This is a genomic window from Enterobacter sp. MGH 24 (genome assembly GCF_000493015.1).
In the GTDB taxonomy this organism is placed as follows: domain Bacteria; phylum Pseudomonadota; class Gammaproteobacteria; order Enterobacterales; family Enterobacteriaceae; genus Enterobacter.
Map to the genome: position 1 here is coordinate 1060130 of NZ_KI535657.1, position 21004 is coordinate 1081133.

19 protein-coding genes are annotated in these 21004 nt (G+C 56.8%); 13 read left to right on the plus strand and 6 right to left on the minus strand.

The features are described 5' to 3' along the window. Positions 1 to 46: 46 nt before the first annotated feature. Positions 47 to 607 carry an ADP compounds hydrolase NudE gene (nudE, locus tag L370_RS16680; protein ID WP_023333707.1) on the minus strand — a complete coding sequence of 187 codons (561 nt, stop codon included), beginning with the start codon at positions 605 to 607 and terminating at the stop codon, positions 47 to 49. Positions 608 to 928: 321 nt separating this feature from the next. Between nudE and L370_RS16675 the strand changes: the two genes are divergently transcribed. From L370_RS16675 to pckA, 5 genes are all read left to right on the plus strand, one after another. Further along, on the plus strand, positions 929 to 3064 hold the full coding sequence (locus L370_RS16675; protein WP_023333708.1) for an intracellular growth attenuator family protein: 2136 nt from the start codon (positions 929 to 931) through the stop codon (positions 3062 to 3064). Between the two features lie 67 nt (positions 3065 to 3131). After that, positions 3132 to 3815, plus strand: a complete 684-nt coding sequence (gene yrfG, locus L370_RS16670) for a GMP/IMP nucleotidase (RefSeq protein ID WP_023333709.1) — start codon at positions 3132 to 3134, stop codon at positions 3813 to 3815. Then, positions 3812 to 4213 carry a ribosome-associated heat shock protein Hsp15 gene (gene hslR, locus L370_RS16665; protein ID WP_023333710.1) on the plus strand — a complete coding sequence of 134 codons (402 nt, stop codon included), beginning with the start codon at positions 3812 to 3814 and terminating at the stop codon, positions 4211 to 4213. Before yrfG ends, hslR begins: the two co-directional genes overlap by 4 nt. A 17-nt stretch (positions 4214 to 4230) precedes the next feature. After that, positions 4231 to 5115 carry an Hsp33 family molecular chaperone HslO gene (gene hslO, locus L370_RS16660; RefSeq protein WP_162269339.1) on the plus strand — a complete coding sequence of 295 codons (885 nt, stop codon included), beginning with the start codon at positions 4231 to 4233 and terminating at the stop codon, positions 5113 to 5115. A gap of 345 nt (positions 5116 to 5460) precedes the next feature. Next, positions 5461 to 7080: a phosphoenolpyruvate carboxykinase (ATP) gene (pckA, locus tag L370_RS16655; protein WP_023309493.1), complete on the plus strand. Its 1620-nt coding sequence runs from the start codon at positions 5461 to 5463 to the stop codon at positions 7078 to 7080. A gap of 66 nt (positions 7081 to 7146) precedes the next feature. Here pckA and envZ read toward each other — a convergent pair whose 3' ends face one another. Continuing rightward, positions 7147 to 8493, minus strand: coding sequence for a two-component system sensor histidine kinase EnvZ (gene envZ / locus L370_RS16650; protein WP_023333712.1), 1347 nt, complete (start codon positions 8491 to 8493; stop codon positions 7147 to 7149). Beyond that, entirely contained in the window at positions 8490 to 9209 is a 720-nt protein-coding gene (ompR, locus tag L370_RS16645; protein WP_001157751.1) for an osmolarity response regulator transcription factor OmpR, read from the minus strand. Before ompR ends, envZ begins: the two co-directional genes overlap by 4 nt. A 232-nt stretch (positions 9210 to 9441) precedes the next feature. Here ompR and greB point away from each other — a divergent pair, with 232 nt between their 5' ends. The 5 genes from greB (at position 9442) to feoC (ending at position 15477) form a co-directional block, all read left to right on the plus strand. Beyond that, on the plus strand, positions 9442 to 9915 hold the full coding sequence (greB, locus tag L370_RS16640) for a transcription elongation factor GreB (protein WP_014885539.1): 474 nt from the start codon (positions 9442 to 9444) through the stop codon (positions 9913 to 9915). 87 nt (positions 9916 to 10002) lie between these two features. Continuing rightward, positions 10003 to 12333 carry a Tex family protein gene (locus L370_RS16635; RefSeq protein WP_023333713.1) on the plus strand — a complete coding sequence of 777 codons (2331 nt, stop codon included), beginning with the start codon at positions 10003 to 10005 and terminating at the stop codon, positions 12331 to 12333. 319 nt (positions 12334 to 12652) lie between these two features. Then, positions 12653 to 12880, plus strand: coding sequence for a ferrous iron transporter A (gene feoA, locus L370_RS16630; RefSeq protein WP_008503050.1), 228 nt, complete (start codon positions 12653 to 12655; stop codon positions 12878 to 12880). A 31-nt stretch (positions 12881 to 12911) separates the two neighbouring features. Next, positions 12912 to 15230 carry a Fe(2+) transporter permease subunit FeoB gene (gene feoB / locus L370_RS16625; protein WP_023333714.1) on the plus strand — a complete coding sequence of 773 codons (2319 nt, stop codon included), beginning with the start codon at positions 12912 to 12914 and terminating at the stop codon, positions 15228 to 15230. Between the two features lie 10 nt (positions 15231 to 15240). Continuing rightward, positions 15241 to 15477, plus strand: coding sequence for a [Fe-S]-dependent transcriptional repressor FeoC (gene feoC, locus L370_RS16620; protein WP_023333715.1), 237 nt, complete (start codon positions 15241 to 15243; stop codon positions 15475 to 15477). A gap of 33 nt (positions 15478 to 15510) precedes the next feature. Here feoC and L370_RS16615 read toward each other — a convergent pair whose 3' ends face one another. Together L370_RS16615 and bioH are read right to left on the minus strand one after the other, a co-directional pair. After that, positions 15511 to 15780: a YdgH/BhsA/McbA-like domain containing protein gene (locus tag L370_RS16615; protein ID WP_023309499.1), complete on the minus strand. Its 270-nt coding sequence runs from the start codon at positions 15778 to 15780 to the stop codon at positions 15511 to 15513. A 111-nt stretch (positions 15781 to 15891) separates the two neighbouring features. After that, on the minus strand, positions 15892 to 16665 hold the full coding sequence (gene bioH, locus L370_RS16610) for a pimeloyl-ACP methyl ester esterase BioH (RefSeq protein WP_023333716.1): 774 nt from the start codon (positions 16663 to 16665) through the stop codon (positions 15892 to 15894). A gap of 36 nt (positions 16666 to 16701) precedes the next feature. On the opposite strand from bioH, the gene gntX reads away from it, so the two are divergent. Together gntX and nfuA are read left to right on the plus strand one after the other, a co-directional pair. Next, complete coding sequence (gntX, locus tag L370_RS16605; RefSeq protein ID WP_023333717.1) at positions 16702 to 17385, plus strand: DNA utilization protein GntX; 684 nt, start codon at positions 16702 to 16704, stop codon at positions 17383 to 17385. A gap of 61 nt (positions 17386 to 17446) precedes the next feature. Next, positions 17447 to 18022: a Fe-S biogenesis protein NfuA gene (gene nfuA / locus L370_RS16600; protein WP_003861601.1), complete on the plus strand. Its 576-nt coding sequence runs from the start codon at positions 17447 to 17449 to the stop codon at positions 18020 to 18022. 88 nt (positions 18023 to 18110) lie between these two features. Here nfuA and L370_RS16595 read toward each other — a convergent pair whose 3' ends face one another. Then, positions 18111 to 19268 carry a DDE-type integrase/transposase/recombinase gene (locus tag L370_RS16595; protein ID WP_023332995.1) on the minus strand — a complete coding sequence of 386 codons (1158 nt, stop codon included), beginning with the start codon at positions 19266 to 19268 and terminating at the stop codon, positions 18111 to 18113. Between the two features lie 414 nt (positions 19269 to 19682). Between L370_RS16595 and gntT the strand changes: the two genes are divergently transcribed. After that, positions 19683 to 20999: a gluconate transporter gene (gene gntT / locus L370_RS16590; RefSeq protein ID WP_023333718.1), complete on the plus strand. Its 1317-nt coding sequence runs from the start codon at positions 19683 to 19685 to the stop codon at positions 20997 to 20999. Positions 21000 to 21004 lie beyond the last annotated feature (5 nt).

Genomic DNA, 21004 nt, shown 5'->3' on the forward strand with positions numbered 1-21004 from the left:
TCGTAGGCCGGGTAAGGCGAAGCCGCCACCCGGCTTTTTTTATGGCCTACAGTCGCCCCTGCCCCTTCAGCCACTCTCGTACCAGGAACAGCGCGCTCACGTTGCGAGCCTCATTAAAGTCAGGGTCTTCCAGCAGATCCATCAGGTGCGCTAGCGGCCAGCGAACCTGCGGCAGCGGCTCCGGCTCATCCCCTTCGAGCGATTCAGGATAGAGATCTTCGGCCACCACGATATTCATTTTGCTGGAAAAATAGGACGGCGCCATGCTCAGTTTTTTCAGGAATGAAAGCTCATTCGCCCCGAAGCCGACCTCTTCTTTCAGCTCGCGGTTTGCCGCTTCAAAGACGGTTTCACCCGGGTCGATAAGCCCTTTCGAGAAACCAAGCTCGTAAGATTCCGTTCCCACAGCATATTCGCGGATCAAAATCAGATGATCGTCGATAATGGGAATAATCATCACCGCTTCGCGCGAAGAGGGGCGCATACGTTCATAAACGCGACGCACACCGTTGCTGAACTCCAGGTCCACACTTTCGACATTAAACAGGCGCGATTTGGCGACAGTTTCAACATTCAGAATGGTGGGTTTTTGTAGTGGTTTGCTCATCGTGATGGGTCTTAGCAGTGAGAACTGGCGTTATTGTGCGATATGCCGCACGGTTTCGGCAATGTCAATCGTTCTTTATTTACATTTATGCAACGTAGCAGGGATCAATCCTCAATTCAAAACAAATGTCAAGAGGTTGAAATGTTTCCAGGAATTTGCTGATATCGCGCCATAACAGGCTTTGCTATCATCACCGGTCACTGGGATGCGCTTCAGAATGCTCAAGTTCGACTCCATACTTGCCGATAGCCAACCACAGACTCTCATTCAATGTAAAGGTGCTACTGACTACACCTGTAAGATAAGTAAGATGGGGAAAGCATGAGCACCATTTTGATTGTTCTCGCTGCTATGCTGGCCAGCGCATTGGTTGCAGGGTGGTTGTACAGGCGCCGGGTACAGCGCCGTTATCGTCTGCCCTTTTTAAATGCATTTGCGGGTGCGAGCACGCGTAAACTCACGCAAGACGAGCGTGATGCGGTTGAAAACTATCTCGAAATCCTGAACCGTACTCAGTTAACGCCTGGGCCAACGGGTGCCACCGCTGCGCCCGTCGCGCTAAAGCTTAATGCGCAAAGTGATACCGTGCTCTGCGTGACGCGCTCCATCACGCGCTATGGCATCACCACTGATGACCCCAATAAATGGCGCTATTACCTTGATTCCGTCGAAGTGCATCTGCCCCCGTCCTGGGAGCAATACATTAATGACGAAAACAGCGTTGAGCTGATTCACACCGATTCGTTGCCCCTGGTTATTTCGCTTAACGGCCATACGCTGAATGAATACCTTCAGGAAGCTCCGCGTTTTGCGCTGGAGCGCGCGAGTTCAACGCAGGCTTCCATTCGTGGCGAAGAGACGGAGCAGATCGAACTGCTGAACATTCGCCAGGAAACGCATGAAGAGTACGCCCTGAGCCGCCCGGACGGCATCCGTGAAGCTATTCTGATCGTCGCGTCCTTCCTGCTCTTTTTTATCTGCCTGCTCACGCCGGATGTGTTTGTCCCCTGGCTGGCTGGCGGCGCGGTGCTGCTGCTGGCTGCCGGGCTTTGGGGGCTCTTTGCCCCACCGGCCAAAACCTCGCTGCGCGAGATCCACTGCCTGCGCGGTACGCCAAAGCGCTGGGGCCTGTTCGGTGAAAACGATCAAGAACATCTCAACAATATTTCGCTCGGTATTATCGACCTGATCTACCCGCGCCACTGGCAACCGTGGATTGCGCAGGACTTAGGGCAGAAAACCGATATTGATATCTACCTTGACCGCCACGTTGTGCGTCAGGGACGCTTCCTGTCTCTGCATGATGAAGTGAAAAATTTCCCGCTTCAGCACTGGCTGCGCAGCGCGGTCATTGCCGGCGGCGCTGCGCTGGTCTTAGCCATGCTGCTGCTTTTCGTGCCGCTGGATATGCCCATAAAATTCACTCTGTCGTGGATCAAAGGGGCGCAAACCATTGAAGCGAGCAGCGTCAACAAACTGGATGAAGCCGGTGTGCGCGTGGGGGACACGCTGCGCCTGAAAGGTACCGGGATGTGTAATATTCACACCCCGGGGGCGTGGAACACCCGCCAGAACTCGCCGTTCATGCCGTTCGACTGCTCGCAAATTATCTGGAACGACGCGCCGCCGCTGCCGCTGCCGGAATCCGAAGTGGTGAATAAGGCCACGGCGCTTACCCAGACGGTGAACCGCCAGCTGCACCCGAAACCGGACGATGATTCGCGCGTCAGCCCTGCGCTGCGCTCGGCCATTCAGAAATCAGGCATGGTTCTGCTGGATGATTTTGGTGACATCGTCCTGAAAACTGAAGATCTCTGCTCCTCGCAGGATGAGTGTATCCGCCTCAAGAATGCGCTGGTCAACCTGGGGAACAGCAAAGACTGGGACTCGCTGGTAAAGCGCGCCGAAGCGGGACGGCTGGACGGCGTTAACGTGCTGCTCCGTCCGGTGAGCGCTGAATCGCTGGATAACCTGGTCGCCACCTCGACCTCGCCGTTCATGATGCGCGAAACCACCCGTGCGGCTCAGGCGCTGAACAGCCCGGCACCGGGCGGGTTTGTGATTGTCAGCGATGAGGGCAGCGACCTGGTCGATCAGCCTTACCCGCAGGTCGCGCTTTATGACTACCCGGCGCAGGAGCAGTGGAGCCAGTTCCAGCGCCTGGCGCAGATGCTGATGCAAACGCCGTTCAGCGCCGAAGGGATTGTCACAAGCATCTACACCGATGCTAACGGCACCCGCCATATCGGGCTGCACCGGATGCCGGATAGCGCAGGTTTATGGCGTTACATTGGCACCTCTCTGCTGATGACCGCGATGCTGATCGCCATTTTCTGGAACGGCTTTATGGCCCTGCGCCGCTACCAGCGCTCGCGCACCCGGCTTGCCGACATCCAGCAGTATTATGAAAACTGCCTCAATCCTAAGCTGATCCCCTCGTCTGAGAGCCTGATCTGATAACGTCGTTGCGCGGCAAGATGTGCTACCCTGTCGCGCACGTTTCTTCTGGCTGGAGTTCCCCCTAATGCATCTTGATATCGCCTGGCAGGAGGTTGATACCGTTCTGCTGGATATGGACGGCACGCTGCTCGATCTCGCCTTTGATAACTATTTCTGGCAAACGCTGGTTCCTGAAACCTACGGCGAACAGCAGGGGATCTCCCCGGCAGAAGCGCAGGCATTCATTCGTTCGCAATATAGCGCGGTGCAACATACGCTAAACTGGTACTGTCTTGACTACTGGAGCGAGCGCCTCGGTTTGGATATTTGTGCCATGACCACCGCCCAGGGCCCGCGCGCCGTTCTGCGCGAGGATACCGTGCCCTTTCTGGATGCGCTGAAAGCAAGCGGCAAGCGCCGTATTTTGCTGACCAACGCGCATCCACATAATCTGGCGGTGAAGCTGGAGCACACCGGTCTGGCGTCGCACCTTGATTTATTACTTTCCACCCACACATTTGGTTATCCGAAAGAGGATCAGCGGTTGTGGCATGCGGTGAAGGAAGAGACGGGTTTGCAGCCAGAACGTACGCTGTTCATTGATGACAGCGAGCCCATTCTGGATTCCGCGGCAAGGTTTGGCATTCGCTACTGTCTGGGCGTGACCAATCCTGACTCTGGCCTGGATGAAAAAAGCTATCTGCGCCACCCTGGGCTGAACGACTATCGCCAGATGATCCCCTCACTGACCGTGAAGGAGACGCCATGAAAGAAAAACCCTCTGACGGGGTAAGACTGGACAAATGGCTGTGGGCAGCGCGTTTTTATAAAACACGCGCCCTTGCCCGCGAGATGGTTGACGGCGGAAAAGTGCATTACAACGGCCAGCGCAGCAAACCGAGCAAGCTGGTTGAGCTGAATGCCACCTTAACGCTGCGTCAGGGCAACGATGAACGTACGGTGGTGATTAAAGCCATTACCGAACAGCGTCGACCCGCAACAGAAGCCGTACTGCTTTATGAAGAGACGGCGGAGAGCATTGAAAAACGCGAGAAGACCGCGCTGGCGCGCAAAATGAACGCGCTGACGATGCCTCACCCGGACAGGCGACCGGATAAAAAAGAGCGCCGCGATCTGATGAAATTTAAACACGGTGAGACCGAGTAACCTCACCCGCACGAGAGATGAAAATGGCCCAACACGACCAATTACACCGCTATCTGTTTGAACAATTCGCCGTGCGCGGCGAGCTGGTCACCGTATCGGAAACCTGGAAACAGATTCTGGAAAACCACAACTACCCGCTGCCGGTGAAGACCCTGTTGGGCGAACTGCTGGTTGCCACCAGCCTGCTGACGGCGACGCTGAAGTTTGCCGGTGATATCACCGTGCAGCTGCAGGGTGACGGCCCGATGACGCTGGCGGTGATCAACGGCAACAACCAGCAGCAAATGCGCGGCGTGGCGCGCGTTCAGGGCGACGTGCCTGAAAATGCGGACCTCAAGACGCTGGTGGGTAATGGCTACCTGGTGATCACCATCTCTCCTGAGGAAGGCGAGCGCTATCAGGGCGTGGTGGGTCTGGAAGGCGATACGCTGGCAGCCTGCCTGGAAGATTACTTCATGCGTTCTGAACAGCTGCCGACGCGTCTCTTCATCCGCACCGGTGAAGTGGACGGTCAGCCTGCTGCGGGCGGTATGCTGCTGCAGGTTCTGCCTGCGCAGGACGCACAGACCAATGACTTTGAGCACCTGGCAACGCTGACCGAAACCATCAAAGCGGAAGAGCTGTTCAACCTGTCGGCGACCGACGTGCTGTGGCGTCTGTACCACGAAGAAGAAGTGACGGTCTACGACCCGCAGGCGGTGGAATTTAAGTGCACCTGCTCACGCGAGCGCTGCGCTGGCGCACTGAAAACCCTGCCGGATGAAGAGATCGACAGCATCATGGCGGAAGACGGCGAAATTGATATGCACTGTGACTACTGCGGTACCCACTACGTGTTCAATTCGATGGATATCGCTGAGATCCGCAATAACGCCTCCCCGGCGGATCCGCAGGTTCACTAAACCTCTTCCCCTTACCCTGACCCTCTCCCCTTTGGGATGAGGGTCAAAATCCCCGCATAAGCTGAATCGTTTTCCCTATGTAACTCTTACGTAATTTTCTTACGTGTATGCGATTACATTCACATTCTTTCCGATAAAATCACCACTCTTTAACCTTTTCGGAACATTTTCCCCAACCAAAAAGCGATTCCTGCGATAATCCGCCTGCGCTGTGACTGGAGTCGCAGCGTTTTCCGTTAGTAAGGGTTTTGTCCAGATGCGTAAATCTATGAGCCCCGTCGCGGTTAACAACCTCAGAAAAACCCTACAATTTCAGGCAGTACATATTGGCTAAGGAGCAGTGATATGCGTGTTACTGGTTTAACCCCGCAAGATCTCAAGGCTTATGGAATTCACGACGTCCAGGAAATCGTCTACAACCCCGACTACGATACGCTGTATCAGGAAGAGCTCAATCCAGCACTGGAAGGATACGAGCGCGGTGTGTTGACGAATCTTGGTGCTATCGCCGTCGATACCGGTATCTTTACCGGTCGTTCGCCGAAAGATAAGTATATCGTCCGAGACGAAACCACCCGCGATACGCTGTGGTGGGCTGACAAGGGCAAAGGGAAGAACGACAACAAACCGCTCTCTCCGGAAACCTGGCAGCACCTGAAAGGGCTCGTCACCCATCAACTTTCCGGCAAGCGTCTGTTCATTGTCGACGCTTTCTGCGGCGCTAACGCCGACACCCGTCTCTCCGTGCGTTTTATCACTGAAGTGGCCTGGCAGGCGCATTTCGTGAAAAACATGTTTATTCGTCCAACCGACGAAGAGCTGCAGGATTTCACTCCGGATTTCATCGTGATGAACGGGGCGAAATGCACGAACCCACAGTGGAAAGAGCAGGGCCTGAACTCCGAAAACTTTGTTGCCTTCAACCTGACCGAGCGTATCCAGCTGATCGGCGGTACCTGGTACGGCGGCGAAATGAAGAAAGGGATGTTCTCCGTCATGAACTACCTGCTGCCGCTGCGGGGCATCGCCTCCATGCACTGCTCGGCTAACGTCGGTGAAAAAGGCGACGTGGCGGTATTCTTCGGCCTGTCCGGCACCGGGAAAACCACCCTGTCCACCGATCCAAAACGTCGCCTGATTGGCGATGACGAACACGGCTGGGATGACGACGGCGTATTCAACTTTGAAGGCGGCTGCTACGCGAAGACCATTCGCCTGTCTGAAGAGGCAGAGCCGGATATCTTCCACGCGATCCGTCGCGATGCGCTGCTGGAAAACGTCACCGTGCGTGCAGACGGCTCCATCGACTTCGACGATGCGTCGAAAACGGAAAACACCCGCGTCTCTTACCCGATCTACCACATCGACAATATCGTGAAGCCGGTTTCAAAAGCGGGTCACGCCACGAAGGTCATTTTCCTGACGGCGGATGCGTTCGGCGTGCTGCCTCCGGTGTCTCGCCTGACGGCCAGCCAGACGCAGTACCACTTCCTCTCGGGCTTCACCGCCAAGCTGGCGGGTACCGAGCGCGGCGTGACGGAGCCAACCCCAACCTTCTCCGCCTGCTTCGGCGCGGCCTTCCTGTCGCTGCACCCGACGCAGTACGCTGAAGTGCTGGTGAAACGCATGCAGGCATCCGGCGCGCAGGCTTACCTGGTGAACACCGGCTGGAACGGTACCGGCAAACGTATCTCTATCAAAGATACCCGCGCCATTATCGACGCCATTCTGGATGGTTCTCTGGACGACGCCGAAACCTTCACGCTGCCGATGTTTGACCTGGCGATCCCAACGTCGCTGCCGGGTGTGGATACGCATATCCTCGACCCGCGCAATACGTACGGTTCGCCGGAGCAGTGGCGCGAGAAGGCGGAATCGCTGGCTAAGCTGTTTATCGAGAACTTCGAGAAGTACACCGATACCCCGGCGGGTGCTGCGCTGGTGAGTGCGGGTCCAAAACTGTAGTCCATGTCGGGTGGCGGCTTCGCCTTACCCGACCTACAAAAAAGGGTGGCTCGTGCCACCCTTTTTTCAACTCTCTTTCACCTGCCCTCGCGTCACCGGTACCGGCAGCCAGGCGCGAATGCTCAACCCACCCCGCTCGCTGGTGCCAATCTCCAGCAGCCCGTTGTGGTTATCAATGATACGCTGAACAATCGCCAGGCCTAAGCCCGTACCGCTGGTGCTGCGCGCGCTGTCGCCGCGCACAAACGGCTGGAACAGATGCTTACGCTGCTCGGGCTTGATGCCCGGGCCGTCGTCTTCTACCTGGAACCAGGCGCGGTTGAGTTCAGACCCGCTGCTGACCTTAATCCAGCCGTTGCCGTAGCGCGCCGCGTTGACCACCATGTTGGCCACCGCGCGTTTGATGGAGAGCGGGTGCATGCGAACCTGGATCTCTCCCGTCTGAAGGTCGGTATCAATTTCACGCTCGTAGCCGCTTTCCGCCGCCACCACTTCGCCCAGCACCGCGTTCAGATCCGCCATCTCCATTGGCATCTCCTGTCCGGTGCGCAGGTAGTCAATAAACTGCTCGATGATAGCGTTACACTCTTCGATATCCTTGTTGATGGACTCGGCAAGGTAACCGTCCTCTTCCCCCATCATCTCCGTCGCCAGACGAATACGCGTTAGCGGCGTGCGCAGGTCATGGCTGACGCCCGCCATCAGCAGCGTACGGTCATCCGCCAGCTGCTTCACGCCTGCCGCCATATGGTTAAACGCGCGCGTCACCGAACGGACTTCCGAAGCGCCATACTCGCGCAGCGGAGGAGGAATAATCCCTTTACCGACCTGCAGCGCAGCGTGCTCCAGGTCGACCAGCGGTCGGTTCTGTATACGGATAAACAGCCAGGCCCCGCCTATCGCCAGCAGCATGATCGCCAGGGTATAGCGGAACAGCGGCGAGAAGTCGCCCTGATGGATTTCGGTCAGCGGGACGCGCACCCAGATATTGGGTGAAAGCCAGGTTTTCAGCCAGACGACGGGCGAGCTTTTGTTGACCTCAACGCGCACTTCCGTTGGGCCGCCCAATTGCTGCGCCATCTGCTGGCTCAGGAATTCGTAGTGCTGCGCCCAGCGCAGGCCAGCGTCTTCCGCCGCTTCGTTGGAGTAGAGCGAAATGCCCAGCTCACGGTAGATTTCACGGCGAAACGCCGGGGGAACGACGAGCTGCGTGCCGTCCTCCAGCTGCAGTTTATCGGTCATCAGCATACGGACTTCGTAGGCCAGGACCTTATTAAACTGCTGGAGGCTCGGCAGGATCGCAAAGTTCAGCACCACCAGATAGGTCGTCACCAGGCTGACGAACAGCAGGGTGACGATCAATAACAGGGTGCGGGCAAACGAGCTACGCGGCGAGAAGCGCATTCGCCTCATGCTTTAGAGCCGTCCGGGACGAACACGTAGCCCAGACCCCATACGGTCTGAATATAACGAGGATGCGCAGGATCTTCTTCCACCATGCGGCGCAGACGGGAGATCTGCACGTCGATAGAGCGTTCCATTGCGGAGTATTCGCGACCGCGCGCCAGGTTCATCAGCTTGTCACGGGAAAGCGGTTCACGCGGGTGGCTGACCAGCGCTTTCAGGACCGCAAACTCGCCGCTGGTGAGCGGCATTGGCTCGTCTTCACGGAACATCTCGCGCGTGCCGAGGTTCAGCTTGAACTTGCCGAAGGCGATGACGGCTTCTTCCTGCGACGGTGCGCCAGGCAGTTCGTTCGCCTGACGGCGGAGAACAGCGCGAATACGCGCCAGCAGTTCACGCGGGTTAAACGGTTTTGGAATATAGTCGTCGGCGCCGATTTCGAGGCCCACGATACGGTCAACTTCTTCGCCCTTCGCCGTCACCATGATGATCGGCATCGGGTTGCTCTGGCTGCGCAGACGGCGGCAGATAGAGAGCCCATCTTCGCCAGGCAGCATCAGGTCGAGAACCATCAGGTGGAAAGATTCACGGGTCAGCAGACGGTCCATCTGCTCAGCGTTCGCGACGCTACGAACCTGGAAGCCCTGCTCGGTCAGATAACGTTCCAGCAGCGCACGCAGGCGCATGTCGTCATCCACGACCAGAATTTTGTAGTTCTCTTGCATTGTGTGTACTCCCAAAGGTTCGGATAGTCTTTGTAACAGCGTATTCTAAAAAAGTGCACGTATTCGACCAGCTAATTCTGGTATAAATTCTAGTCGAAATTGTTACAAAGCATATTTAACAGCAGCTTATCTGCTCATTTCATCACATAAATCATTATTAATCCTGTCTGTTACACTGTGTGGTACGTATTGTGCGCAAGACAGTTAACCGGCAGGCAGCAAAGGCTTTACCATGAAAACGCCCCTGATCACCCGCGAAGGGTACGAAAAGCTCAAAAAAGAGATGGATTACCTCTGGCGCGAGGAGCGTCCTGAAGTAACCAAAAAGGTCACCTGGGCAGCAAGCCTGGGCGATCGCAGCGAAAACGCTGACTACCAGTACAATAAAAAGCGGCTGCGCGAAATTGACCGCCGGGTTCGCTATCTGACCAAGTGCCTCGAGAATCTCAAAATTGTCGATTACTCCCCGCAGCAGGAGGGCAAAGTGTTCTTCGGCGCGTGGGTGGAGATTGAAAACGACGACGGTGACACCCTGCGTTTTCGTATTGTCGGCTACGATGAAATTTTTGGTCGTAAGGATTACATCTCCATCGACTCCCCGATGGCCCGCGCGCTGCTGAAAAAGGAAGTGGGCGACCTGGCCGTCGTTCAGACCCCAGCCGGAGAAGCCAGCTGGTACGTCAATGAGATCGTCTACGTAAAATAGTCCGAGAGCGCCCTCCCCGGCTGGCATTTTGCCGTGTCAGCCCGTATAACTATCCCCTGATTTTTCGACTCAACAGATGATAAAGCCATGATGAAAGATTCGCTCTGCCGCATTATTGCGGGTGATATTCAGGCCAGAGCCGAACAGGTAGAAGCTGCCGTTCGCCTGCTTGATGAAGGGAACACCGTGCCGTTTATTGCACGCTATCGTAAGGAAGTCACCGGCGGTCTGGACGACACGCAGCTGCGTAACCTGGAGACCCGTCTGGGCTATCTGCGCGAGCTGGAAGAACGTCGTCAGGCGATCCTCAAATCCATCGGCGAACAGGGCAAGCTGACCGGCGAGCTGGAAAGCGCCATTAACGGTACCCTGAGCAAAACCGAACTCGAAGATCTCTATCTTCCGTATAAACCAAAGCGCCGCACGCGCGGGCAGATTGCGATTGAAGCGGGCCTTGAGCCGCTGGCCGACCTGCTGTGGAACGAGCCGTCCCATGACCCGGAAACCGAAGCGGCGAAATTTATCGACGCCGACAAAGGCGTAGCGGACACCAAGGCCGCCCTCGACGGCGCGCGCTACATTCTGATGGAGCGCTTCGCCGAAGACGCCGCCCTGCTCGCTAAAGTGCGTGATTACCTGTGGAAGAATGCCCACATCGTCTCTACCGTCGTCGCGGGTAAAGAGGAAGAAGGCGCGAAATTCCGTGACTACTTCGATCACCACGAACCGATCTCCACTACGCCTTCACACCGCGCGCTGGCGATGTTCCGCGGCCGCAACGAAGGCGTGCTCCAGCTCTCCCTGAACGCCGACCCGCAGTTCGACGAGCCGCCGAAAGAGAGCCACTGCGAGCAGATCATTATCGACCATCTTGGCCTGCGCCTGAACAACGCCCCGGCGGACAGCTGGCGCAAAGGCGTGGTGAGCTGGACCTGGCGCATCAAGGTGCTGATGCACCTCGAAACCGAGCTGATGGGCACCGTGCGCGAGCGCGCCGAAGACGAAGCGATCAACGTCTTCGCCCGTAACCTGCACGACCTGCTGATGGCTGCTCCTGCTGGCCTGCGCGCCACCATGGGTCTCGATCCGGGTCTGCGTACCGGCGTGAAGGTCGCCGTGGTTGACGGCACCGGCAAGCTGGTTGCCACCGACACCATTTACCCGCACACCGGCCAGGCGGCGAAAGCGGCCGTCGTGGTGGCGGCGCTGTGCGAAAAATACAACGTGGAGCTGGTTGCCATCGGTAACGGTACGGCCTCACGCGAAACCGAGCGTTTCTACCTCGACGTGCAGAAGCAGTTCCCGAAAGTGACGGCGCAGAAAGTGATCGTCAGCGAAGCGGGGGCATCCGTCTATTCCGCGTCCGAGCTGGCGGCGCAAGAGTTCCCGGACCTGGACGTTTCCCTGCGCGGCGCGGTCTCGATCGCTCGCCGCCTGCAGGATCCGCTGGCGGAGCTGGTGAAGATCGACCCGAAATCCATCGGCGTGGGCCAGTATCAGCACGACGTGAGCCAGACGCAGCTGGCGCGCAAGCTGGATGCTGTCGTGGAAGACTGCGTAAACGCCGTCGGCGTTGACCTGAACACCGCCTCCGTTCCGCTGCTGACCCGCGTGGCGGGCTTAACGCGCATGATGGCGCAGAACATCGTCGCCTGGCGTGATGAGAACGGTCAGTTCCAGAACCGTCAGCAGCTGCTGAAGGTGAGCCGTCTGGGGCCAAAAGCCTTTGAGCAGTGTGCGGGCTTCCTGCGCATCAACCACGGCGATAACCCGCTGGATGCCTCTACCGTTCACCCGGAAGCCTATCCGGTTGTCGAGCGTATTCTGGCCGCCACCCAGCAGGCGCTGAAAGACCTGATGGGCGACAGCAGCGCCCTGCGCAACCTGAAAGCCGTTGATTTCACCGACGACAAATTTGGTGTTCCAACCGTCACCGACATCATCAAAGAGCTGGAAAAGCCGGGCCGCGATCCGCGTCCTGAGTTCAAAACGGCGACCTTTGCTGACGGCGTGGAAACCATGAACGACCTGCTGCCCGGCATGGTGCTGGAAGGCGCGGTGACCAACGTCACCAACTTTGGCGCGTTTGTGGATATCGGCGTGCATCAGGACGGTCTGGTGCATATCTCATCCCTCGCCGACAAGTTCGTTGAAGACCCGCACACCGTGGTCAAAGCGGGCGACATCGTGAAGGTCAAAGTGCTGGAAGTGGATCTGCAGCGCAAGCGTATCGCCCTGACCATGCGTCTGGACGAGCAGCCGGGCGACACCAACGCGCGTCGTGGCGGCAATGGCGGTGGTCGCGAGCAGCAGCGCCCGGCCGCGAAGGCCGCGAAACCTCGCGGACGTGATGCACAGCCTGCAGGCAACAGCGCGATGATGGATGCGCTGGCGGCAGCGATGGGTAAGAAACGCTAAGGTTGTCAACGCCCGGTGGCGCTGCGCTTACCGGGCCTACGCTTTTGTAGGCCGGGCAAACGCAGTGCCGCCCGGCAAGCAGGCCGCAGCGAATTAAAATAAATAGGATGTAGCCATATTTAAACCACGAATTATCACCCCGTTAACAAATACTCCCCTTTTCGTTTTCCTGGCAATTCAGCAAATATTGAGCAAGGTCAAACAGGCCGTAAATTAATACCGCAAACAACATTCCGTCACAGTTTTAATATTGCTGATAAAAACTATTCTCATTATCATCCCATAGTAGATAATTTAACCTTTCGTGGAATCAGGCGTTATGCAATTCACTCCAGACAGTGCATGGAAGATTACCGGTTTTACCCGCGAAATTAGCCCGGCCTATCGGCAAAAGCTGCTGTCGCTGGGCATGCTGCCCGGCTCGTCATTCCAGGTCGTGCGCGTGGCGCCGCTAGGTGACCCGGTTCATATCGAAACCCGCCGCGTGAATCTGGTGCTGCGTAAGAAAGACCTCGCGTTAATTGAAGTCGAAGCCTTATCCCGATAACAAGCCAGCGGTTTCAGTGAGTCTAAAAAAAATGAAAAAGTTAACTATTGGCTTAATTGGCAATCCTAATTCCGGCAAGACCACCCTTTTTAACCAGCTGACCGGAGCCCGCCAGCGCGTGGGCAACTGGGCGGGCGTGACGGTTGAGCGTAAAGAGGGCCAGTTCACGACAACGGACAGCCAGGTGACGCTGGTTGACCTTCCCGGCACCTACTCCTTAACCACCATTTCGTCGCAAACTTCGCTGGATGAGCAGATTGCCTGCCACTATATTCTTGGCGGCGACGCGGACCTGCTGATCAACGTGGTCGACGCTTCCAATCTCGAACGTAACCTTTATCTGACGCTGCAGTTGCTGGAGCTGGGGATCCCCTGCATCGTGGCGCTCAACATGCTCGACATAGCGGAGAAACAAAAGCTGCGTATCGACGTCGATGCCCTCTCCGCGCGCCTGGGTTGCCCGGTCGTTCCGCTGGTCTCGACGCGCGCTCGCGGTATTGATGCGCTGAAGCTGGCCATTGACCGTCACCAGGGTAATCGCGACATTGAGCTGGTGCATTACGCACAGCCTCTCCTGCGCGAAGCCTATGTGCTGGCGCAGGAGATGGACACAAGCATGCCTGCGAAACAGCGCCTGTGGCTTGGTCTGCAGATGCTGGAAGGGGATATCTACAGCCGCGCTTACGCCGGGCATGCGGCAGATAAGCTGGACGCGACGGTAGCTCGTCTTAGCGACGAGCTGGACGACCCGGCGCTGCACATCGCCGATGCACGTTACCAGGCCATCGCCTCGATTTGCGACGTGGTCAGTAACGCCCTGACGGCAGAACCCAGCCGCTTTACGGCGGCGGTGGATAAAGTGGTGCTTAACCGCTTCCTCGGTTTGCCCATCTTCCTGCTGGTGATGTACGTGATGTTCCTGCTCGCCATTAACATCGGCGGCGCACTCCAGCCTATTTTCGACGCCGGTTCCGTCGCGATCTTCGTCCACGGTATTCAGTGGGTGGGTTACACCCTGCACTTCCCGGAATGGTTAACCATCTTCCTCGCGCAGGGGATCGGCGGCGGTATCAACACCGTTCTGCCGCTGGTGCCGCAGATCGGCATGATGTATCTGTTCCTCTCGTTCCTGGAAGATTCCGGCTACATGGCGCGCGCCGCGTTCGTGATGGATCGTCTGATGCAGGCGCTGGGTCTGCCGGGTAAATCCTTCGTCCCGCTGATTGTCGGCTTCGGCTGTAACGTGCCGTCGGTGATGGGCGCGCGCACGCTTGATGCGCCGCGTGAACGTCTGATGACCATCATGATGGCGCCGTTTATGTCCTGCGGTGCCCGTCTGGCCATCTTTGCGGTCTTTGCCGCAGCCTTCTTTGGCCAACAGGGCGCGCTGGCGGTCTTTTCGCTGTATGTGCTGGGTATTGTGATGGCGATCCTCACCGGTCTGATGCTGAAGCACACCATCATGCGCGGTGAAGCGTCACCGTTTGTGATGGAGCTGCCGGTGTATCACGTGCCACATCTGAAAAGCCTGGCGATCCAGACCTGGCAGCGCCTGAAAGGCTTTGTGCTGCGCGCCGGTAAGGTGATTGTCATCGTCAGCATTTTCCTGAGCGCGCTGAACAGCTTCACCCTCAGCGGGCAGGCGGCAGATAACATCAACGACTCGGCCCTCGCCTCCGTCAGCCGCGTCATCACGCCCGTTTTCAAACCGATTGGCGTGCATGAGGATAACTGGCAGGCAACCGTCGGGCTGTTCACCGGTGCGATGGCAAAAGAGGTGGTTGTCGGCACCCTGAACACGCTTTATACCGCTGAGAACATTCAGGAACAGGAATTTAATCCGGCAGAGTTTCATCTCGGTCATGAACTGCTGGGTGCCGTAGAGGAGACCTGGCAGAGCCTGAAAGACACCTTCAGCCTGAGCGTGCTGGCGAACCCAATTGAAGCGAGCAAAGGCGACGGTGAAATGGCGACGGGAGCCATGGGCGTGATGAGCGAGAAATTTGGCAGCGCGTCCGCGGCCTACAGCTACCTCATCTTTGTTCTGCTCTACATTCCGTGCATCTCGGTGATGGGGGCGATTGCCCGCGAGTCCAGCCGCGGCTGGATGGGCTTCTCCATCCTGTGGGGGTTAAACATTGCGTACTCGCTGTCGACGCTCTTTTATCAAACCGTTAACTTCAGCCAGCATCCGCGCTACAGCCTGGTCTGCATTCTCGCGGTTGTGCTGTTTAACATAATAGTGCTCGGTCTTCTGCGGCGGGCACGCAGCCGCGTCGACATCGACCTGCTGGCAAACCGTAAAACCGCCGCGACCTGCTGCAGCAGCCCGGCGGGCGACTGTCACTAAGGAGCACACCATGGCATCGTTGATTCAGGTTCGTGATCTGCTGGCACTGCAAGGGCGAATGGAGGCGAAACAGCTGAGCCTCAGCCTGCATACGCCGCAGCCGATGATCGATGCCATTCTGGAAAGACTGGAAGCCATGGGGAAAGCCGTGCGGATTCAGGAAGACGCGGACGGTTGTCTCTCCGGCAGTTGTAAAAGCTGTCCGGAAGGAAAGGCCTGTCTCAGGGAGTGGTGGGCACTGCGTTAATCAAGCCAGGCATCGCTGCCTGGCTTTATCGTATTACTTGTAGACGTCCGCCGTTGCGCGTACGTTTTTGGTCTGTTTTTCAGCGCTGGTGACGACGTAGTACGTTCCGCCCAGCTCATCCGCTTTCTTCGACAGCTCTTTTCTCGCGTCCATCGGCGCGGTGGTGTCAGACGTAGAAATCTCACCAATTTTCGTCAGATTCATGCCGGCAACTTTATCTTTTTCCAGCTCTTTTGCCGCAAAGACGCCAAATGACAGTGACCCAATAACCAGAGAAGTGACAATACCTGTAACAAGTTTCATAACCTGACTCTCCATAGGATTGTTGTTTTGATTATCGTAGGCAGAACAACCGCAACGACATCAGGAGTATGGTTGCGGTGTGTAACTTTTTCCAGGCTGGATAGAAAATAATCAGTCTAAACGTTGACTTAACGCAATCAGCGCTGAACAAAATTCCGTCGGATGAGAGATAAACGGGGCATGCGCGGCTTTGGCAATGATTTGCGATTCACTGTCCGGCCAGAGTGAATCCAGCAGCGGAACCACTTTGCGCGGCACAATCCCGTCGAGGTAACCGTAGATACGCAGGTGTGGCACCGTCAGAGCTGCCAGCGGCTCGCGCAGGTCAACCGTTTTCAGGAGCTCAAGACCCCCGTTAAGCACCTCAACCTCCGGCATCGGCAGCGAAAGCACGGTCTGCTTCAGCGTGCGGGCATCCTTACGCGCGGTGTCAGTGCCCATTGTCTGCAATGCCAGGAACCGCTCTACGGTCCGCTGGAAATCGTCGCTCAGCTGCTGCTGGAAGCCCGCCAGCACGTCAGGTTTGATCCCTGGCCACGCGTCCTGCGCGCTAAAACAGGGCGACGACGCCACCGTCACCAGCGCTTTTACGCGGTCAGGCCGCGACAGCGCAATCTGGCTCGCCACCAGCCCGCCCAGGCTCCAGCCCAGCCAAACCGCGTTTTGCGGCGCAGCGTCCAGAACCTGCTGCGCCATCTCATCTAGCGATAACGCGCCAAAACCGCGGCTGCGGCCAAAGCCGGGTAAGTCCACCAGATGCAGCGTGAAATGCGAGGCTAGTTCCTCACGTATGCAATGCCATATCTCCGCATTCAGGCCCCATCCGTGCAGCAGCACAAGATGGCAATTTCCTGTCCCTACGGTCTGCCACCACAGCGTCTTCATCAGTTACTGTTCTCTTTTTTCACATGGAGGTTGCACATGCTAACAGCACCTGGGTTGTGCTGGCTATGCAGAATGCCGCTGGCGCTCAGCCGGTGGGGCGTCTGCTCCGTCTGCACGCGATCGCTGGAATGGCGTATTGGGATCTGTCCACAATGTGGTTTACCGGCCACAAATCCCTCTTTGCCCTGTGGCCGTTGCCTGAAAAAATCCCCGCCATGGAGCGCGCTGGTGGCCGTGAATGATTATGTTCCACCGTTGAGCAGGCTGATTCACGCGCTGAAGTTTTCCGGGCAGAGTTCGCTGGCTCAGCCCCTTGCCCGCCTGCTGTTGCTGGCGGTTTTGCAGGCACGGCGTCATCGCGCACTGCCGAAAGTCGATCTGGTGGTGAATGTCCCCTTATACCGACGTCGGCACTGGCGGCGCGGCTATAACCAGAGTGACCTGATTTGCCGCCCCCTCGCCCGGTGGCTCGGCTGTCGGTACGATGCCAGGGCGCTTACACGCGTTCATGCAACGGCCATCCAGCATCAGCTCAGCGCCCGGCTTCGCAAAAGAAACCTCAAAAATGCCTTTCGCCTTGAATTGCCGGTCGACGGTCTCCATATCGCAATTGTGGATGATGTCGTCACCACGGGCAGTACCGTTGCTGAACTTTCCCGACTGCTTTTGCGAAGCGGCGCCGCGTCGGTTCAGGTATGGTGTCTGTGCCGTACCTTGTAGCCCTTCTTCAATGGGCGTATGATTATACCCAGGTAATTTAGTCAACTATTAGGCCAAAGCTATGATCCGTATTTCCGATTCTGCACAAGCGCACTTTGCCAAACTGCTGGCAAATCAGGAAGAAGGGACGCAGATCCGCGTGTTTGTGATTAATCCAGGCACTCCGAATGCAGAATGTGGTGTTTCTTATTGTCCTCCGGACGCTGTGGAAGCGACTGACACTGCCCTTAAATTTGAACAGCTCACCGCTTACGTTGATGAGCTGAGCGCACCGTATCTTGAAGATGCGGAGATCGACTTCGTCACCGATCAGCTGGGTTCTCAGCTGACCCTGAAAGCGCCGAACGCGAAAATGCGTAAAGTGTCTGACGATGCCCCGCTGATGGAGCGCGTTGAGTATCTGCTGCAATCCCAGATCAACCCACAGCTGGCGGGCCACGGCGGTCGTGTTTCCCTGATGGAAATCACGGAAGACGGTCTGGCGATCCTTCAGTTCGGCGGCGGCTGTAACGGCTGTTCAATGGTCGATGTGACGCTGAAAGAAGGGATCGAGAAGCAGCTGCTGAACGAGTTCCCGGAACTGAAAGGCGTGCGTGACCTGACCGAGCACCAGCGCGGCGAGCACTCCTACTACTAATTCAGTACGCGTCTGTATTGCCCGGTGGCGCTACTGTATGACCGGATACATAGGTGACAGATCAGACCGGGAACATAGGTAACACTTTTTAGTCTATCCGGAGCACACTCTGGGTTTTTCGGTCGTAGTACGCAAGCGTTATTCCGTTAAAGATGATGGCCTCCAGGCCATCATCCTGTTCTTCCAGCATGATGTACTCATCAGTCAGCGCTTCACTCAGGAACACCGTCCCCTTTTTCCCCATATAAAGTGTCCCCCGCGATTTCACCCTGTAGACCGTACCGCCTTCCGGATACGCGTATTCAGGAACACTGCCATCCCAGTGCCGGTTCGAGGGTTTCCACACCGTTCCGGGCGTTGCACCCGCCAGGGCTTCATGCGGCCTTTCGTGGTTAAACTCCTCCCGGTAGTCACTGAACCACCGCTGTTGTTCTTCCATCGTCATGAAGGTGTTGCCCTGTTTCACCGCACTTTTCAGGGAGCGGTGCATTCGCTCATGACGGCCGTTTTCTTCCGGATGACCCTTTCTGATACGCTCCGGCCTGATGCCCAGCTTGATTAGCCAGACGGCAAGACGACTTAGTCCGCCTATCCCTGTTCCCGCGAAGGGCTGCCCGTTATCGGTTCTGAGCACTTCCGGCAGACCGTACTCCAGGAACGCATCCGTCAGGCACTGTCTGACGAAGGGCTCGCTCTCCCGGTCCGTTCCCCGGCAGCTCAGCAGATACCGGCTGTGATTGTCGGTCAGGGTGAAGGGATGGCAGTACTCTCTGCTCAGCAGCCTGAACTTGCCTTTAAAATCAGCGCTCCAGACCTGATTGTTCTCACTGATGATGGTCAGGGGCTGGCGATTGCCCGGGGTTCGGCGTTTTCGCTTTTTATCCGGAACCAGGCCTTCACGCTTGAGGATATCGCCGATAGTGCTGGCAGCAGGGACGGTAAAATCGACGTGATGATTGAGCAGCCACATCCGCAGTTTTTTCGGCCCCCAGTCAGGGTGTTTTTGCCTCAGAGCCGTAAGCTGCCCGGCGATATCATCAGGAACCGTCCGGGAGTGGGAATGCGGAGCACGCGACCGGTCAGAGAGAGATGACAGGTCAGAGGGGTCAAAACGCTGAAGCCATTTGTAACCGGTTTTTCGGCTGATGCCGAAGAGACGGCAGAGGGCTGAAAAAGAATCCGTACCTGCATGGCAGGCACGGATAAAATCAAGGCGTTGCATAGGTCGGGTCTCAGTCCAGGGCATAGCGAGTCTCCTCTTCTATGCCAGTTATAACTGTTACCCATGTATCCGGTCTAAAGTGTTACCCATGTTTCCGGTTCATACCCTACGCTTACCGGGCCTACAAAAACAGTCTGCACGAGTCGTAGGCCGGGTAAGGCGAAGCCGCCACCCGGCTTTTGTTTTCCCACCTCTCCCCTCTATATGTTGACCTGCGTCTCATAATTCACATTTTGCCTGCCTGGGTGATTCTCAATCACATCATGTTACCCGTATCATTCTCGTGGGCACTAAGCACACTCATAACAGCCGACTAAACTTAATGGTTTCCAAGGCATCAGTATTAGTGCCGTTAAAACTCTGTTCCCAGTTGGGACAATCGGAATTTGTCGTTGAAACAATGACGTTACCCATAACAATTCAAAGGCCAGGTAAATCATGCCATTAGTCATCGTTGCTATCGGTGTTGTGTTATTACTGCTCTTGATGATCCGTTTCAAAATGAACGGATTCATCGCTCTGGTTCTGGTGGCACTTGCAGTCGGTCTGATGCAAGGGATGCCGCTGGTGAAAGTCATCAGTTCGATTAAAGCCGGCGTCGGCGGCACGCTCGGCAGCCTGGCGCTGATCATGGGCTTCGGCGCCATGCTCGGCAAAATGCTGGCGGACTGCGGTGGCGCGCAGCGTATTGCCACCACGCTGATTGCCAAATTCGGTAAACAGCACATTCAGTGGGCCGTGGTCTTAACCGGTTTTACCGTCGGCTTCGCGCTGTTCTATGAAGTGGGCTTCGTGCTGATGCTGCCGCTGGTGTTCACCATCGCGGCTGCGGCAAACATCCCGCTGCTGTATGTCGGTGTGCCAATGGCTGCGGCGCTGTCCGTGACCCACGGCTTCCTGCCGCCGCACCCGGGCCCAACCGCTATCGCCACCATCTTCCACGCGGATATGGGTAAAACCCTGCTGTTCGGTACGATTCTGGCCATCCCGACGGTGATTCTGGCGGGCCCGGTTTATGCCCGCTTCCTGAAAGGCATTGATAAGCCGATCCCGGAAGGTCTGTACAGCGCCAAAACCTTCACCGAAGAAGAGATGCCTGGCTTTGGCGTCAGCGTCTGGACTTCTCTGGTACCGGTTATCCTGATGGCGATGCGCGCCGTGGCGGAGATGATCCTGCCGAAAGGTCACGCGTTCCTGTCCGTTGCGGAATTCCTGGGTGACCCGGTGATGGCCACGCTGATTGCAGTGCTGATCGCAATGTTCACCTTCGGTCTTAACCGCGGTCGTTCAATGGATCAGATCAACGATACGCTGACCTCTTCCATCAAAATTATTGCCATGATGCTCCTGATCATCGGCGGTGGCGGCGCATTCAAGCAGGTTCTGGTCGACAGCGGCGTGGACAAATACATCGCTGCCATGATGCATGAAACCAACGTGTCGCCGCTCCTGATGGCCTGGTCTATTGCCGCGGTTCTGCGTATTGCGCTGGGTTCTGCAACCGTTGCGGCGATTACCGCAGGCGGTATCGTTGCCCCGCTGATTGCGACCACGGGCGTGAGCCCTGAGCTGATGGTTATCGCCGTCGGTTCCGGTAGCGTGATTTTCTCTCACGTTAACGACCCTGGCTTCTGGCTGTTCAAGGAGTACTTCAACCTGACAATCGGTGAGACCATCAAGTCCTGGTCCGCGCTGGAAACCATTATTTCGGTATGCGGTCTGGTCGGGGTGCTGCTGTTGAATATGGTGGTCTGATGCCA